The sequence below is a fragment of the Kosakonia sp. MUSA4 genome, from assembly GCF_013085925.1.
In the GTDB taxonomy this organism is placed as follows: Bacteria; Pseudomonadota; Gammaproteobacteria; order Enterobacterales; family Enterobacteriaceae; genus Kosakonia; species Kosakonia sacchari_B.
Genome location: NZ_CP025697.1, coordinates 3,306,082 through 3,321,727 on the forward strand (window position 1 = coordinate 3,306,082; position 15,646 = coordinate 3,321,727).

At 55.3% G+C, this 15,646-nt stretch carries 11 protein-coding genes; 3 read left to right on the plus strand and 8 right to left on the minus strand.

Going from position 1 to position 15,646, the window contains the following annotated elements:
• Nucleotides 1–117: 117 nt before the first annotated feature.
• Nucleotides 118–804, plus strand: coding sequence for a 4Fe-4S dicluster domain-containing protein (locus tag C0557_RS15690; protein WP_074779758.1), 687 nt, complete (start codon nucleotides 118–120; stop codon nucleotides 802–804).
• A gap of 18 nt (nucleotides 805–822) precedes the next feature.
• Nucleotides 823–1,767: an NrfD/PsrC family molybdoenzyme membrane anchor subunit gene (gene nrfD / locus C0557_RS15695; protein WP_208659345.1), complete on the plus strand. Its 945-nt coding sequence runs from the start codon at nucleotides 823–825 to the stop codon at nucleotides 1,765–1,767.
• 32 nt (nucleotides 1,768–1,799) lie between these two features.
• On the opposite strand, the gene C0557_RS15700 is transcribed toward nrfD, so the two are convergent.
• The 3 genes from C0557_RS15700 to C0557_RS15710 all read right to left on the minus strand — a co-directional run bounded on the left by C0557_RS15700 (nucleotide 1,800) and on the right by C0557_RS15710 (nucleotide 6,718).
• Nucleotides 1,800–3,170: a carbohydrate porin gene (locus tag C0557_RS15700; RefSeq protein WP_253073729.1), complete on the minus strand. Its 1,371-nt coding sequence runs from the start codon at nucleotides 3,168–3,170 to the stop codon at nucleotides 1,800–1,802.
• A 209-nt stretch (nucleotides 3,171–3,379) separates the two neighbouring features.
• Nucleotides 3,380–5,257 (minus strand): FAD-dependent oxidoreductase, encoded by a 1,878-nt coding sequence (locus C0557_RS15705; protein ID WP_208659347.1) that lies wholly within the window; start codon nucleotides 5,255–5,257, stop codon nucleotides 3,380–3,382.
• 45 nt (nucleotides 5,258–5,302) lie between these two features.
• Entirely contained in the window at nucleotides 5,303–6,718 is a 1,416-nt protein-coding gene (locus C0557_RS15710; RefSeq protein WP_208659348.1) for an MFS transporter, read from the minus strand.
• A gap of 267 nt (nucleotides 6,719–6,985) precedes the next feature.
• Here C0557_RS15710 and C0557_RS15720 point away from each other — a divergent pair, with 267 nt between their 5' ends.
• The gene (locus tag C0557_RS15720) at nucleotides 6,986–8,470 is read left to right on the plus strand and encodes a sigma-54-dependent Fis family transcriptional regulator (RefSeq protein ID WP_208659354.1); all 1,485 of its coding nucleotides are present in this window, start codon (nucleotides 6,986–6,988) and stop codon (nucleotides 8,468–8,470) included.
• A gap of 191 nt (nucleotides 8,471–8,661) precedes the next feature.
• On the opposite strand, the gene araC is transcribed toward C0557_RS15720, so the two are convergent.
• The 5 genes from araC to C0557_RS15745 form a co-directional block, all read right to left on the minus strand.
• Nucleotides 8,662–9,534: an arabinose operon transcriptional regulator AraC gene (gene araC / locus C0557_RS15725; protein WP_208659360.1), complete on the minus strand. Its 873-nt coding sequence runs from the start codon at nucleotides 9,532–9,534 to the stop codon at nucleotides 8,662–8,664.
• 29 nt (nucleotides 9,535–9,563) lie between these two features.
• Entirely contained in the window at nucleotides 9,564–11,573 is a 2,010-nt protein-coding gene (locus C0557_RS15730) for a beta-galactosidase (RefSeq protein ID WP_208659362.1), read from the minus strand.
• An 18-nt stretch (nucleotides 11,574–11,591) separates the two neighbouring features.
• Nucleotides 11,592–12,815, minus strand: coding sequence for an oligosaccharide MFS transporter (locus tag C0557_RS15735; protein WP_208659364.1), 1,224 nt, complete (start codon nucleotides 12,813–12,815; stop codon nucleotides 11,592–11,594).
• 334 nt (nucleotides 12,816–13,149) lie between these two features.
• The gene (locus C0557_RS15740) at nucleotides 13,150–14,370 is read right to left on the minus strand and encodes a glycosyl transferase (RefSeq protein ID WP_208659365.1); all 1,221 of its coding nucleotides are present in this window, start codon (nucleotides 14,368–14,370) and stop codon (nucleotides 13,150–13,152) included.
• Nucleotides 14,367–15,191 carry a mannosyl-3-phosphoglycerate phosphatase-related protein gene (locus C0557_RS15745; RefSeq protein ID WP_208662985.1) on the minus strand — a complete coding sequence of 275 codons (825 nt, stop codon included), beginning with the start codon at nucleotides 15,189–15,191 and terminating at the stop codon, nucleotides 14,367–14,369. The genes C0557_RS15740 and C0557_RS15745 overlap by 4 nt, the downstream gene beginning before the upstream one ends.
• Nucleotides 15,192–15,646: the final 455 nt, after the last annotated feature.

Consider the following 15,646-nt stretch of genomic DNA (forward strand, 5'->3'; position numbering starts at 1 on the left):
GGATAAAAGATAAAGAATTAAAAAAATCAGGTAGTTAGGTGAGAAGATCTCTCTGGCGCGCTAATTGCTATGTCTTCGCAGCATCACCCGAAACATTTCAATAAAAAAGGCAATGTCATGAGTTATACACGACGTAAATTAATTCAACGCCTCGGCGCCTGCTCTGTGTTACTGCTTACCGATCCTCCCCTGCATTTATTGCTGGCCAGCGAAAATATCGCCACCGGTGTGCGCTACGCGATGTTGCATGACGAGACCCGCTGTATTGGCTGTCAGGCCTGCGTGGCGGCCTGCCGCAAAGCGAACCGGGTTCCTGAAGGGGTGACCCGCTTGCAGGTTTTGCCCAATCCGGCTCCCGGGGACAACGGTAACACCCGGCAGTTTTTCCGCCGTTCATGTCAGCACTGCGATAACCCGCCTTGCGTGAGCGCCTGCCCGACGGGGGCCTCCTACAAAGATCCGGCCACCGGCATCGTTGATGTCAATCACCAGCGCTGTATTGGTTGTCGCTATTGTCTGGCGGCCTGCCCTTACCATGTGCGCTTTATCAATCCGGTCAGTCTGACCGCCGACAAATGCAACTTCTGCCGGGACAGCGAACTGGCGCAGGGGCGGCTACCTGCCTGCGTACAAATCTGCCCGATGAAGGCGCTGACCTTCGGCAACCTCAACGATCCCGACAGCGCCATTTCGCAGGCTATTCGCAGCAAAGTGGTCTATCGCAGCAAGCTCTATCTTGGCACCGGCCCCAATGTCTACCGTGTGGCTGGCAAGCAGGGCGAAATTAATCCCAACCGTACCTGACATCTCAGCGAGGAGATCATGACAACGCATCCTTTTCAATTCGACACGCTGGTCTGGGACTGGCCGATAGCGCTGTATCTTTTTGTGTTAGGCATTGCCTCTGGCCTGGTGCTGGTGGCTCTGGGCCTGCAACGCGTGTTGCCTCCAGCGCAGCGCCGCTGGTTCGCGTGGCGCGCCGCTATTGGTGCGCCGTTGATGGTGGCGGTGGGGCTAACGGTGCTGGTTTTTCACCTTACCCACCCGCTCTCTTTCTGGTACGTGATGGTGTTTTACAATCCACACTCGGTGATGTCACTCGGGGTGATGCTGTTCCAGCTCTTCTTCCTGGCACTGGCTTTATGGTGGCTGCGGCTGGGCTATATGTGGCTGAACGCGCGCGCGCAGCAGTACCCGCAGGGCGCGGTGGGTGCGTTGTTACGCCTGCTGGTGCGTGTGGGGCGGTGGTTGTCGCAGCATTATCGCGGGCATAACGTCATTCTTGGCCTGCTGGCGGTGCTGCTGGGCGTTTACACCGGATTTTTACTCTCGACGTTAAAAGGTTACCCGTTACTGAACAACGGCGTGTTGCCGCTGCTGTTTCTCAATTCCGGGCTGGTCTCAGCGCTGGCAGTATTGTCGTTGTTCCCCTCGCTAAGCCGCAGTGCGCCTGAAGCTATTGCGGTGCTGCATCGTTGGGAAATTGGCTGCGTGTTACTGGAAGTACTGTTGCTGACGGCGTTCTTTTTTAGCCTTTATGTCGGTGGCGGCGCGCAGACAGCGGCGGCGCTTACTGCGTTAAGCGGCTTCTGGGGCACGGTGTTCTGGGTTGGCGTGGTGGGGCTGGGAATTGCGTTACCGTTGTTGATGACACTGCGGCCTGCACATTCACGTAGCGCTGGCGTGGCACTGGCCTGTGTGGCGCTGCTCAGCGTATTGTTGTTCCGCTTCTTTATTCTCTATGCCGGTCAAATGGTAATAGCGTAAAAAAAGGCGGGGGATCGCCCCGCCTGGTCCATTTACAGCCCGAGCAACTTATCCACAAAAACCGTGGCCTGTAGCCAGAAGGTGTAGCCATTTTCCGGCTTCACGCTGCTGTAGACGTATTGCCAGTTGGTGTTGTTCCAGGTACGCGCACCGCTCAATTTCACATTCAGCGCCGGAGTAATGGCGAAAGCGGCATCAATACTGAGCTGATACTCGTTGCGCGGAACCTGCCAGCCGCTGCCGCCTTGTGCGTTGAACATATCCTGCAAATAGCGCTGCTCACTGGCGGTGAAACGCCCCCAGCGAAAGGTCAGACCGTAACTGTCCAGCGGGCGGCTTTGCCACGGCCCCTGCCAGATAAGCCCGGTGTCGGCAAGCGTTGAGATACCGGTGTAGGCATCCGATTGCAGCGTTTGCGTCACGCTGGCATGCAGGCTGATGGCGCTGGGTGCAGGATTCGTGCTGTCTGCGCCGCCATCGCGCCGCCAGATGGCTTTTTTCGCCGTCAGGTAGAAGCCGGACACGCCATGATGGCTGCGCACAGTCGAGCTGGTATCCGTCACTTTCGAGGTACCGTTAACGGTGTAGTAGACATCGTCGTAGTCGAGATTGTTGTAGAAACCCAGCGCTTCCCAGGTGAGCGGCCAGGCTTCTTGCTGCCAGGATACGCGCCGCGCAATATTAGCGACCCATAACGTGCTGCCGCTGTCATAATCGTCGTCCCAGCGTTCCCATCCATTGGTGAACGGGAAGGCATGGTACGTACGCCACGCGCCGATATTGGATTCCAGTTGATTCGTTATGTGCCAGCTGGCGATAGCTCCCCAACCGGCGTAAGGCGCCGGACCAAACACGGCGGTTTTATTCAGTACCGTGTTGACACAACTTTCCGCCACGTTGCAGTTGCTGAACCCCATAAACTGCCCCGGGTTGCTCTTACCCACTTCAAACGACAAACGGTCATTGAGGAATTTCTGCTGATAACTAAAACGCAGCAGGTGCGCGACTTTGGGAATGTACGGCGGCGGATCGCCCGCCAGCATGCCGCCAGCGCTGTTGCCATAGCCCAGGTTGCTGCTAAATGGCACCCATAGCTGCATAAAGTGGATGCTGCCGCCGGGAATCGCGCCCATCTTCTCTAAATCAAAATCGGCACCGGCGAACAACATGGTATAGCTTTGCTGCTCATTGGTGCTGGTACCGGCGCTGGGGTTACCCAGCCAGAACTGCGTGGCCATAATATGCGGCGTCACGCCATGCGTTTTCAGCCATGCGCCAGCATCCGACAGCGGCAGCTCACTGGTATCCGGTTCAACCGCCTGCGCATCGGTGCTAACAAGTCCACTGAGTAATGCGCCGGAAAATAACATTCTTATCCAGATATTGCGGGGTGTAATTTTCATGATTCTGTCTCATTACCAACAATGAGACGCAAACAACCGGTCAGCGTTGACCGAAAACGTCCGAGTGCTTCTTTAATTTTTTTCTGACTGTTCCAGAGGGTGAAAAAAATCAAAACTCATTTCGATAATCCCATCGCCCACAGCGTTGGTTTCCGTCTCTGAGGATCTCTGTCACGGCGCACGCATGACGGGCGCCGTGTATTTTATAATCAGCGTTGTTTGACGAACTGCGCAGCATGTTCGCCAGCGATACGACCTGAGTTATAGGCAAAGCCCAGCGCCAGCCCCTGATAAGGGGGATACGCCGGGGAACCGAAGAAGCCGCCCGCGTTGTTGCCCACCACGTACAGACCGGGGATGGGCTGCATATTCTGATCGGTGGCTTCGAGTTGCTCATTCACCCGTACGCCGCCCGTGGAGCTGAGGCTGACAACTTCGGACGCCAGCGCGTAATAAGGGCCACTGGCGACGTTAAACGCGAGGAACGACGGTTTTTTGCCAAATTCATTGTCTTTTTTGGCTTTGATGGCGGCGTTATAGCGTTCGACGGACGCTTTCAGACGCGATGCCTGCATGCCGCTACTGGCGGCTAATTCATCCAGCGTTGCGCCTTTATAGATCGTGCCATTTTTCACTCCCTGCTCGACCAGCGCGACAAAATCGCCATTGCCGGTCGGGTTAGGTGCGCCCGCACCGGAGACTTCAAACGGTAGCTTACCTTTGCTGAAGGCTTGCAGCGTGGGCGTGTCCACCACAATGAAATAGTTACCGCCTACCGAATAAGCCGAGTTTGCCCACAGCGCAGTGTCATACACCAGCGACTCGTCGACAAAACGCTCCCCGGAACGATCCAGCCACAGCAGCGGCGTTTTCAACACGCGGATCAATAAGCTGTCGTTGAAACCGGTCGCTTTGGTCGGATCCACGCCCACCAGTTTGGTGGCATGCAGCAATGCTGACTGCGTTTCCCATTTCGCGGCACCCGCTTCCCATGCCATTTTCACGCCTTCTCCCTGATTGGCCCATGCCAGCGATGAGATATTGCTGGTCAGCATGTTGCTGGTCAGCATTTTCATGTTCGCGCCGTACCCGCCGGTAGCGACAATGACCGCTTTCGCATGGACCGTCAGTTTGCCGCCATCGGCCGTTTCGGCGATCAGGCCAACAACTCTGCCCTGCTCATCCTTCAGCAGCGCTTTGCCGGTGGTACGCGTCATCAGTTGCCCGCCCATCTCCTCCAGATGCTTGTACATATTGGTGAAGGCGGCGGCGCTGTCTTTATAGTGGTGATAGATGCGCCACTTGATGGGATCGGCGTTATGCGCCTGCTGGGTATTTTCGTCGGAGAGATACAGATCCACACCGTATTTCATCAGCCAGTCGACGGTTGAGGCCGACTTATCCACCACCGCGCGGGTGAGCGGGCCGTTGGTTAAATAGTGGTTGTAATCCACCAGCCGGTGGAAGAGTTCATCCGTTGTAAAGGTGAGCTTTTTCTGGCGCTCCAGCGAGGAACCGACGGCGAACAAACCGCTGGCAATTTTACCTGCGCCGCCGACGGCGGGCGCTTTTTCTACCACCAGCACTTTCGCGCCGGATTCCGCCGCCGCGAGAGCCGCCGCCGTGCCGGATGCGCCGCCGCCCACCACCACCACATCGGTAGTGATGCTCTGATCGGCGACCGCCGCTTTCGCTTTAGCCTGGCTATAGGCACCCGGATCTGCGCCCGCCTGCGTCAGCGCTGCCGCTGCGGCTTTTTTCACCGCGTTGCTGGTTTCCGTTGCGCCGGTCATGCCGTCCACATTCAGGCTCTGTTGTTCGAGAATGGCTTTGCCGACCTCTTTTCCTGCCACGCCGCCCAGTTCTGGCGTTTCATGGGAGGCGTCCACCGTTAGCTGTGTGATTTTGCCGTCTTTGTCAACGCTCAGCGTGACATTAACCGGGCTCTCTTTACCCTGTGCCGAAGCACTGTATTCCCCCGGGACGATGTCGGCCCACGCCGTGCTGGCAAAGGTCAGTAGCGACAGTCCCAGCCAAAGACCCGCCACGCAGGGCCACCGTTTTTGTAGTACGTTTTGATGTTCCATATTTCTACCTTTATGCGTTATTCCAGTGATACAAAACTCTCTTACTCACCGTCGGGCTGTGGCCTGACGGCGGATCCCTTGCGCTTTATCCAGTCGGCTAAACAACGCGGCGCTCAGCGCCAGGCCGCACGCCATCAAACGAAACAGGGCGCCATAACCTCCGGACACGTGTTGTGGTTGGGCAACGTTGTGATATGCGAGAAAAGCAAAACTGATAGCGATGCCCAGCATCATTGACAGCAACTGCACCAGCGTCAGCAGGCTGTTGCCCGCCCCGTAGCTCTCGTCATTCAGCGCGGAAAACGCCAGCGTGTTCAGACAGCAGTAAATCGCCGAACTGGTCACGCCCAGGCCAAAGGACAGGCCCAGGACAAACATCAATGTCTGGTCAAATCCCGGTGTGGAGAGTGCTGCCAGTAGTGCTGCGCCCACTAAGCAGCCGTGGGTTAATAGCCGACGATAACCAAACCGTTCCAGTGCCCGGTTGAGAAACAGACGCACGCTGAGCGCGCCACCTGCGAAGCACAGCAGCGCCAGCGAAGCGGCTGTGGTGGTGGCACCGTACGGTGTTGTCTGTATGCACATTGACAACAGCAGCGGCGTTGAGGAGAGGCAAATTCGCACCAGTACGTTACCCGCCAGGCTGATGCGATAGTCGCGGTGCGCCAGCAGGGCACTGTCGAACAGCCCGCCTTGCGGTCGCTGCGCAAGACGCCATAACGTGATGGCAGTCAGCCCTCCGATCATCACCGTTATTGGCAGCCAACCGACCGGTGCCAGTAGCTCGCGGCCCACCGGGGTAATCACCCCCAGACAGAGCAATAACGCGGGAGCACTCAGCAGGTAACTGCCAAGATCGAAAGGCGCTTCAGAAGGCGCTCCGTCGATGGCGACAGACCGGCAACTGAGCAGACACAACAGGCACAATGGCAGCGGCAGTAAAAAGAGGCCGCGCCAGGGCATCAGCGCCAGACTAATTCCACCGCATACCGGGCCTAATAGCGTCCCCAGAAGTCCAATAGCGGTGACACGATTGAGTTGCCGCGCCTGCTGATCTTCCGCTACGGTTTTGAGCAGCAGTACCCGTGCGGCCGCCACCATCAATGCCCCGCCGCTTCCTTGCGCCAGTCGCCACAAGCACAAAGCCGGGAGACTGGCGGCGCGTGAGCAACCGAGCGCCGCCAGCATAAATACGCACAAAGCCAGCAGATAAACTTTCCTCTCACCATAACGGGCCATCAGCCACGGGCTACACGGTGTCGCGAGCACCACAGCGGCCAGGTAACTGAGCACCAGCCCATCCATCGCACGTAGCGGCACGTGCAACGCCTGGGCAATTGTCGGCAATGACAAATAGAGCAAGGAGGTGTCGCTGGACTGGATCAGAAAAGTGAGAGCCGTCAGCAAAGGGATATAGCCAACAGATGACCGCTGCTGAATGAATGGCACAGCTTCTCGCATTGCTTTCCCCTTTCGCTGGTGTTTTAGCGGTGAAAGCAATCCCTATGCCGTTTATGCATAATGAAATTAAAACTATAAATATCAGGAATTTAAAAATAGAAATTGCAAAAAGGAAGTCATCAGGCAGGAAAAGAGGGGGAAACCGATGCGATTTTGTATCAATGTTTATGTGGTTATTTCATGCAGTACTTAACATTCCTGCCTCCCACATTGGCGATACAGTGCGCTATCAGTAATACGGTTCTGTTTCTAAGCGGGGGAAAGAGGATGAACGTAACGCTGGATAACCATTCGGACATCAATTATAAGGAAATTCTCGACCACCTCGAATGCCCCATCTATGTAACCGACTCACACGGCGTTACGCGTTACGTCAATCTCGCCTATCTGGCGGAAAATCCCATTGTCGACAGAGAGAAACTGATTGGTCGCAGCGTGGGCGACATTATTAAAGAGGGCAAATATTTCAATCAGGCCATCACCATGCGCGTGCTGCATGAGCAGCGGGAAGCGATTGAGGTGCTCAGCCACCATCTGCTTCCGGACAAGAGCGCATTTGTCTCCGGACGGCCCATCTACGATGCCCAGCATAGCGTGAAGAATGTCGTCTCTATTATGTACGTGGACTCCTTTTTTCAGCGTCTGAACCGGCATTTTGACTACCCTCTGCGCCCGCTCTCCTCTTTTGTTCGTTCGCCGGTGAATCGTAGCGAGCCGCTGCCCTCTCCGGTTACGCCAGTGCCGTTGATTGGCGCCAGCGAAGCGATGGTGAAGCTGAAACGGCTGATTATAAAAGTCGCGCCGATTGATGCATCGGTGTTGATCACCGGTGAGTCCGGTACCGGTAAAGATGTGGTCGCCACCATGCTGCAACAGCTCAGCCCGCGTCGCGATAAGCCCTTCGTGAAAATTAACTGCGCGGCCATTCCTGCCACGCTGCTGGAGAGCGAGCTGTTTGGTTATGAAAAAGGCGCCTTTACCGGCGCTCTGGCACGCGGCAAACCGGGCGTGTTTGAGCAAGCCAACGGCGGTACGCTATTTCTGGACGAAATTGGCGAAATGTCCTGGGAGGCGCAATCGAAATTGCTGCGGGTATTGCAGGATAAAGTGGTGCAACGTGTAGGGGGAATGGGAACGCTGCAACTTGATGTACGAATCATTGCGGCTACCAACGTCGATCTACAGGAAAAGATCCGCAAAGGGACGTTCCGTAAAGACCTCTATTACCGCCTCAACTTAATCCCGATGCAGACACCCGCGCTGCGCCATCGCCGCGATGATATTCCTTTGCTGCTGGATTTCTATTCGCGGGAATTCGACAAACACTATCGGCGGATTATTCGCTTCGACGATGCGGGCATTGCGCAGCTTGCTGCGTACGACTGGCCAGGCAACGTGCGCGAATTGCGTAACTTTCTGGAATATATGTATATCTGCCAGGATGATAATTTCGTTGATACAGCGACTGTTAACAGTTGGCTTGCACAAAATGACACCACGCCTCAACAAGACCCCTTGCCCGCAGCAGGTTTGCCCGGTGAAGATGTGTTGAACAGTTGGTGTCGTGCCCAGTTGCAAACAGGTTCTACGCTTAAAAGTATGCTTGCGCAGGTAGAACGAAACGTGTTGCGGCTTGCGCGCGAGCAGCATAAAACGACTTATTCAATTGCCATCCGGCTTGGCGTGGCGCAACCAACGATAGTCCGCAAACTGCAAGCGCACGGTTTTAAATCGGACCGCACCGTCGATTGAAGTGATTCATTGCCGGTGTAACCGCGATGCGGCCTTATGCGGAACCCTATATCACTGTCTGTGTGAAGGTCCGACAGAAATATCTACTCTTTTACCGTCTATTTCTCACAAGGTTGTGTACCACTTCTGTGGATAATCAACGTCAACTAACCGTGATGACCCGGTGGTCGTTTGTCTCCGCCAAATGCAGTTTAGCCCTTCATCGCCGCATAGCGTTTGCGGTACTCCCCAGGGGGAATGCCGTTATGCTTGCGGAACACCCGCGTGAAATAGACGGGATCGCTATAGCCTACCGACGCAGCCACCTTGCTTAGCGGCAGCATCGTAGACTGAACCAGCCATTTTGCCCGGTTAACCCGCTGCATCTCGCGCCAGGCGTAGATGGTTTGCCCCAGCTCGTTTTTAAACAAATGCGCCAGCCGCGAGGGCGACAGAAAAACCATCGCCGCCAGCGTCTCAATCTTCATCTCCTGGGCAATGTTTTCGTTCAGGTAGTCACAGACAGCGTTGATGCGTGGATCGTGGGTATGACGGTTGCTGATTGGCTGTAACTGAAAGCAATTTAAAATCAGCCGTTCCAGCGCATTCATCGCCAGCGCTTCGGAGAGCGGCGCCGGATCGTTATGATGGCGAATCACTTCATAAAACAGATCGCGCAGGGTCTGCTGCTGCTGCGGATCGTTCACCGTGGTTTTGCCAATACCGTGCGTGGTGCGGTCCCATTTCAGCCAGTCGACCCACCAGGGCCGCGGTATAAAGTAGATCCACAGGTGATCCCAGTACTCGCTATGCTCATCGCGCCCGTAGTGGTGAGGCACGCCGGGCGGAAACAGCAGCAGCTCGTTTTCGCGAAACAGCAGCGCCCCCTCACCCGCTTTGGCCCGCGCCTGGCCGCGCAGAGTCAGGTTGATAATATACCCTTTCATGCCCTGCGGGCGGTTAATGTAGTAGTCGAGCTTTGAGCCACGGGTGATGGGGGTAAAACCGGCAACCACCCAGGCGTTGAAAGTGAAAGTTTTAATCAATGGCGAGAAGTGCAAAAGCTCATTGAAATCCAGTTCCATATGTTCTCCGCCCGAGTGTCGTGTCGCCGTTAACTTTCGATGATACTAAAGTCCCAACCTTTGAGGCGCAATGGCTCGCCGCGGGCGACCGTTTTACCGCTCAGCAGCGCCGTGCCTGCTATTTCCGCGAACGCCTCATGACTCTCGTCGCTGTAATTAAACAGGAAGTGGATATGCTTGCCGTCGCGGTTGCGCATCGTTCTGGCGATCAGCGGATAGCGGTAGGCTGAGGTGCGTGAACGTAAGGCCAGACCGTCGGTCAGCGTGTCAAACAATTGGCCGATCAGCGACTTGTGCGGCAGGAAGCCGATGTATAGCGCCCGCCCTTTCCCGTAGTTTGCTTCGGTGGCCGCCGCGTATTCCCCCCAGGCCGGATGCTGGTAGCGCAGCAGCGTGCGGGTACCCGGCGCAGGCGTCAGCAGTTCCATCCACAGTTCGGCGTCGCAGTGTTCGCGGCAATCGAGCGCTGGCGTACAGGCAACAACGGTCACCGCCTCTGGCAGCGCAAACTGGCTGTAGCTCACGCCGCAGGCCTGGTGCAGAATGCCCGGCTGCGTGCTACTGCGCACCTTCACATTCTCGTCGCTAAAGCCGGACTTAAAGCTAATCAACGCCCGTCCGCCTTGCTCAACGTAGCGGTTTATACGCGCCAGCAACCCGTCGTCAGCGGCGTAAAGCGCGGGAACAATTAGCGCCTTATAGCGTGAGGTCTCGTCAGTGACGTCATTGATGATATCCAGCGCAATGTTGTGATCGTACAGCGCGTCGTGGAAGCGACGGAAGATATCGTTATAGACATTGCCCTGGGCATCATCGGGGCGGAACTGGTTAAGCGCGTCCATCGCTTCGTTATCGATTAGCAGCGCGACGTCGTTCTCCGCACGCAGCCCGGCAAGCTTAGGCGCGAGACGGGCGAAATCGGCACCGATGGTCGTCGCTTCCTGCCAGGTGGCATTGCGCGAAAAGTCATGACTCAGCAACCCTTTCCAGTAGGTTTCAAAAGAGTTGTGAATGGAATGCCAGTGCCAGTAGGAAACCATTGCCGCACCGGCGGCCACGTGGCTGAAGGCCTGTAGCCGTAACTGGCCGGGAAAGGGTGTCCACTGGGCGAAGCCCTGCGCCTGCGTTTCCAGCACGAAATAGTTATTTCCCCCTTTCAGCGCACGAGTAATGGCACCACCGAAGGCAATTTCCCGCCCGGTCAGGTGTTTTTGGCTGGGGTGATAGATGTCAACCCCGGCGATATCCAGCGCTTTCGCGGCGGCAAAGTGGTCAACCCGTGGCTGCATACCGAACGAGTAGCCGCGCCACTCGAAATCAAAGTTATGGGTCACGAACTGTTGCGGTCGGGCGTACTCCCGCACGATTTCCGCCTGCCAGGCCAGATATTCCGTCACCTGCTGGCGCTGATAGCGCGAAAAAGCACAGGCGAGGCTGGCGTTGATGGTGTTTTCTAGCGGTGGGAAATCATCCCAGCTATCAATGCGGTTGCTCCAGTAGTCGAGGCCAAAATCTTGATTCAACTGGTCGAGGCTGGTGTATTTCTCCCGCAGGCTGCGCACGAATCCCGTCTGCATATAGCGCCCGACATTATCGTAGTGCTTGGTTTCGTTATCCAGTTGCCAGCCGATAATGGCCGGATGGTGCTGCACGTGCGCCATCAGGGTACGGATAACTTTTTCCGCATAGCGGCGAAAAGTGGGATTAACAATATCCATAATCTGCCGCGGGCCGTACTTCTGCTGCCCACTGACGGTGGTGACCAGAATATCCGGATGTTTTGCGGCAAGCCATGCGGGTACGGCGTAGGTGGGCGTGCCGATAATCACGGCTATGCCCGCGTCGAACATCGCGTTCAGTACGCGGTCAATGTGATAAAAATTGTATTCCCCTTCTTGCGGCTCCAGCGTGCTCCAGGTGGATTCCGCAATACGCACCACGTTAATACCCGTTTCACGCATCAGCGCGATATCCTTCGCCAGGCGATCCTCCGGCATATATTCGTCGTAATAAGCGACACCGTAATATAAATCAGACATGCAGATTACCTCGTGAAATTAGTGTGCGGCTGCGGGCTGAGGAGCGAAAAACCGCGCTTTATCCAGCGTGATAAAGGAGATCAGAGTGAAGCACAGGGCGATACTGCCAAGTACCACGTAGCTGCTGGTGAAGCCCATGCTCTGGTACATATGGCCAATGCCGGTGGAGAGAAAAATGGAGCTGAAGCTCTTGGCGAACTGAAAGCCAATCAGATAAACGGTGGCGGAGAGCAAAGGGTTGAAGTTTGCGGCGATGTATTTCAGTGCGGCGACCAGCAGCACCGAGCTTTCGAAGCCGTGCAGCAGCTTTATCAGGCTGATGGAGACCGGGCCAATCGCCCAGGCCGAGCCGATAATACGCAGGCTCATGATTATGCCGCAGTACAGTAGCGCGTTTTTCGGGCCGATTTTGTTGACGAACCAGGGTGCGAAGAACATCACCAGCGCATCAAGGAAGATCTGACCGGTCGTCAGGTAACCGAAGACTTCCGCGCCGCGCGCCTTGCTCCCGAAGAAGTGGCTGTAGTAGATAGCGAACTGCTGGTCGTAGGTTTCATAAACTGCGCCGACGCCAATCATATAGATGGCGAAGAACCAGAATTTTTTCATCTTCAACAGGGCGACAGCATCTTTAAAAGTCACAGGTGTGGCTTTGCTCTGTGGCTGCGCCCCGACAGGAGGGGTGCCGACCTGAGTTTTCCAGACAATAAACAGCAGGCAGACACCGGCGGCGCTGGCCAGCCAGAAAATCATGTTCTGATCGATGCCATAGAGCTTACCTGCGGCAAACGTGCCAATAGCGGCGCCAATCCCGCCGAACATACGCGCCCGACCAAACTCAAAGCCGGAGGCGCGGCTGACCTTATCAATATAGGCTTCGCAGATACCGCAACCAGCGCCATAGGCCATGCCGATATAGATCCCGCCCGCCAGCGCGCCAAGGATCACGTTGTATTTCAGCAGCGGTGCGAAAACGTAAATCCACCAGGGGGCAAACAGCGTGATGATGATGGCCAGCATCCACATCAGGTGTTTGCGATAGACCAGTTTGTCGGAGATAAAGCCAAACAGCGGCTGCACGCAAACCGCGATGATGGCGGTAAACGAATAAACCAGGCCGACATCGGTATAGCTGATGCCAATGGTTTCCGTCAGCCAAAGCGACAGATAGGGATAACAGCAGCCCCAGCCGATGAAGAAGAACAGGAAAAACAGGCAACTGATAGAGTAATTCTTATTCATGAGACCCTCGTTTCCTCACACAGGAATCTTGATGTAGAGACGCGAGCAACGTTACCGTTTTGCGCTACGGGGAGTCATAATCGTTTCGCTACCGAGCAGTAATAATCTGCTGTGGCGGAACGAGCGTGAGCGGCTTCACATTCTGCGGCGAAGGGGGTTCAGCCGGTGCAGGCCTGTTCAGAAATTTAGGTATCTAGCTGATTTTGATCCCGTCAACGCGGGCGCTCCCGGGATAAAACAATGACCCGCCCAAAACGATAGCCCTTCGCCGGAAGCGGGTTTTTGATGCCTGCTCCATAAGGAACAGAGGATGCGTTATCGCTCGCGTGGAAGATCAGACATTCCCTCTATTATCCTCTTCCACTGCCTGCCTGATACGTTGCAGGATATCCGGAAAAGCAGACTGAACACGGCTCCAGCTGGGGATGAAGGGTTTCTCGTTCGGCCGTTTAATAAATGACTCCCCTGCATCAAGGATTGCCTGGGTGAACATTTCCACCGCCGCCTCTTCAACATGCCGATCAAAACTGAGGCCATTCATTATCGCTTCGTGGTTGTAGATCTCCATCATATCCAGCGCATTGCGATAGTACGTCGCTTTCAGCACGCGAAACGAATCGCCGGTAAGTGGTACCCCCATGGTTGCCAGCTTGCGCAGCAGCGACTGCACAATGTCATTACTCATGCGCTTTAGCCCGCCGGTGCCATCTTCCTCCGCCAATGGCTGATGCTTGTGATCGTAATTATCGGTGATTTCGACCTGGCAAGTCTGACGTGTGGTGTAGTTCCTGTAGATCTCTGATAACACGCCAATCTCTAATCCCCAGTCGCCGGGGATCCTGATGCCGTTCAGCACGCGTGTGCGCATGGCGAACTCACCGGACAGCGGATAACGGAAACTGGTGAGGTAGTCCAGGTATTCGGAATGGCCATACACTTTTTGCAGTGAACGCAAAAGCGGACCAACGAGCAAACGACCGACGCGCCCATTCAGTTTGCCGCCCTCAGCCCGGGCGTAAAACCCCTTGCAGAACTCATACTGAAACGCCGGGTTAGCCAGCGGATACAGCAGGCGCGCCAGCATTCCGCGCTCGTAGGTGGTGATGTCGCAATCATGCAATGCTACACAGTGCGAGCGATCGGAAGCCAGCGTATAACCCGCACAGAACCAGACGTTGCATCCTTTGCCTGGCTGTACTGGTGCCAGACCTTCTTTGCCCAGTTCGTCAGCCAGGCGCTTAAGGCGGGGGCCGTCATTCCACAGAATGCGATGCCGCTGCGGTAGCCGGGAGAAAAACTCGCGCGCAAAGAGGAACTGCTGGCGATCGGCGCGATCAAGGCCAATCACAATTTCTTCCAGCCAGGGGACTTTCGCCAGCTCACTGACGATATTATCCATAGCCGGGCCCTCCAGCTCTGAGAATAGCGCAGGCAGAATCAGCCCCATTTTTCGTTTTTGGGCAAAGCGAACCATCTCCTCTTCCAGGGATTCGACACTCCGGCGGGTAAGATTGTGAAAGTTAGTCAGTACACCATTCTGGTAAAAATCACTCATTGTTTATCCTCCGGTCTGGCGCCCATTGCAGGGTTTAATAAAAAATAATCCAGCCCCTCACGCCAGCCTTCCGGACCAGCAAGGGTGGTGTAATAAACGTGTTCTTCGTCAGCGCGCGGCAAAACCACAGGTTTTGTGCCCGCGCCTTTAATCACTACCGCATAATCGACGCGCGCCAGCATGGGTACATCGTTCGGCCCATCGCCTAAACCAATCGTGATCCGCGGTTTGCCCTCCTGCTGTTCAAGCTGTTGCTGCAACCGGAGCAGTGCATGGCCTTTGTCACAGCCTTCGGGCATGACATGCCAGAAACGTCCGCCGCGGGTTAAGGCAAGCCCATGCCCTGCCAGCGCAATACGAAAATCCTCAAGCCGTTGTTCATCATCTCGCCATAGCAGCACTTCCGACGCAGCGCGCAGACGGCTCAGACGTGCCTCCGCCAGCGTCAGGCCTGTACAGTCAGCGACATCCGCATCGCTTAGCTCATGAAAACCGGTAAAACAGAACCGGCTCCTGAGCGCTTCCAGGTTCCGGCATAGCCCACGGTACTCCTCACCTGGAGTATCGGCTCCTGTGGCCTCCCCCGTCATCACGACACGTGCACCGTTTTCAGCAATAAACGGCGAACCCGCGATACCGAGCTGTTCCTGTAGTGGCACGATCTCTGCTGCAGTTTTACTGGAGCAAATGATTAGCGGGATGCGAAATTGTTTCAGGCGTGCGAGCCACTGGCGAGCAGCATTCCAGTTGTAGTCATGGTGATCCAGTAATGAACCGTCAAGGTCACTTATAATCAGCAGGGAGGAATTAAGGCCGATCATCATTACTCCTTCTGGCATACCCAGAGAAAACGAGTTAACGCGATATCATCGGGTGGCAGTCTGTCTGTCAGCTGCCAGAGGTTGTGTTGAAATCAGGGCATAACATTGTCTGCCTCCTCTTCTCTTGCGTGAATGGAACATCAGTACAAAAGTGTAGAGTGTCTGGTATTAAACGGTCTGTTACAGGAAAGAATCATTAAAACAAGAAAATCCTGCCCCGTATACTCAGTAAAAGTTACCAATAAACGCGCTTTAAATTTTAGACCGATTATTATCATCAAATCATGAAAATAAATATTCAGTTACAATCACTGTCATCATTTTCCGACCCATATAGTACGCGACGCGCTCTTATGGCTGTGTGTGGCCTTCTTATATTCCGGTGAGTTAACTCCCGGCTGTGCTGGTCAGTTTTACAATACGGGCGCACGCTGAATATAATGTACCCCCCTCGC

Bases quoted from the DNA above. Each gene is read 5' to 3' on its own strand.
- C0557_RS15705 (WP_208659347.1), bottom strand. From the start codon at position 5,257: ATGGAACATCAAAACGTACTACAAAAACGGTGGCCCTGCGTGGCGGGT.
- C0557_RS15700 (WP_253073729.1), bottom strand. From the start codon at position 3,170: ATGAAAATTACACCCCGCAATATCTGGATAAGAATGTTATTTTCCGGC.
- C0557_RS15690 (WP_074779758.1), top strand. From the start codon at position 118: ATGAGTTATACACGACGTAAATTAATTCAACGCCTCGGCGCCTGCTCT.
- C0557_RS15745 (WP_208662985.1), bottom strand. From the start codon at position 15,191: ATGATCGGCCTTAATTCCTCCCTGCTGATTATAAGTGACCTTGACGGT.
- C0557_RS15730 (WP_208659362.1), bottom strand. From the start codon at position 11,573: ATGTCTGATTTATATTACGGTGTCGCTTATTACGACGAATATATGCCG.
- nrfD (WP_208659345.1), top strand. From the start codon at position 823: ATGACAACGCATCCTTTTCAATTCGACACGCTGGTCTGGGACTGGCCG.
- C0557_RS15735 (WP_208659364.1), bottom strand. From the start codon at position 12,815: ATGAATAAGAATTACTCTATCAGTTGCCTGTTTTTCCTGTTCTTCTTC.
- C0557_RS15720 (WP_208659354.1), top strand. From the start codon at position 6,986: ATGAACGTAACGCTGGATAACCATTCGGACATCAATTATAAGGAAATT.
- araC (WP_208659360.1), bottom strand. From the start codon at position 9,534: ATGGAACTGGATTTCAATGAGCTTTTGCACTTCTCGCCATTGATTAAA.
- C0557_RS15710 (WP_208659348.1), bottom strand. From the start codon at position 6,718: ATGCGAGAAGCTGTGCCATTCATTCAGCAGCGGTCATCTGTTGGCTAT.
- C0557_RS15740 (WP_208659365.1), bottom strand. From the start codon at position 14,370: ATGAGTGATTTTTACCAGAATGGTGTACTGACTAACTTTCACAATCTT.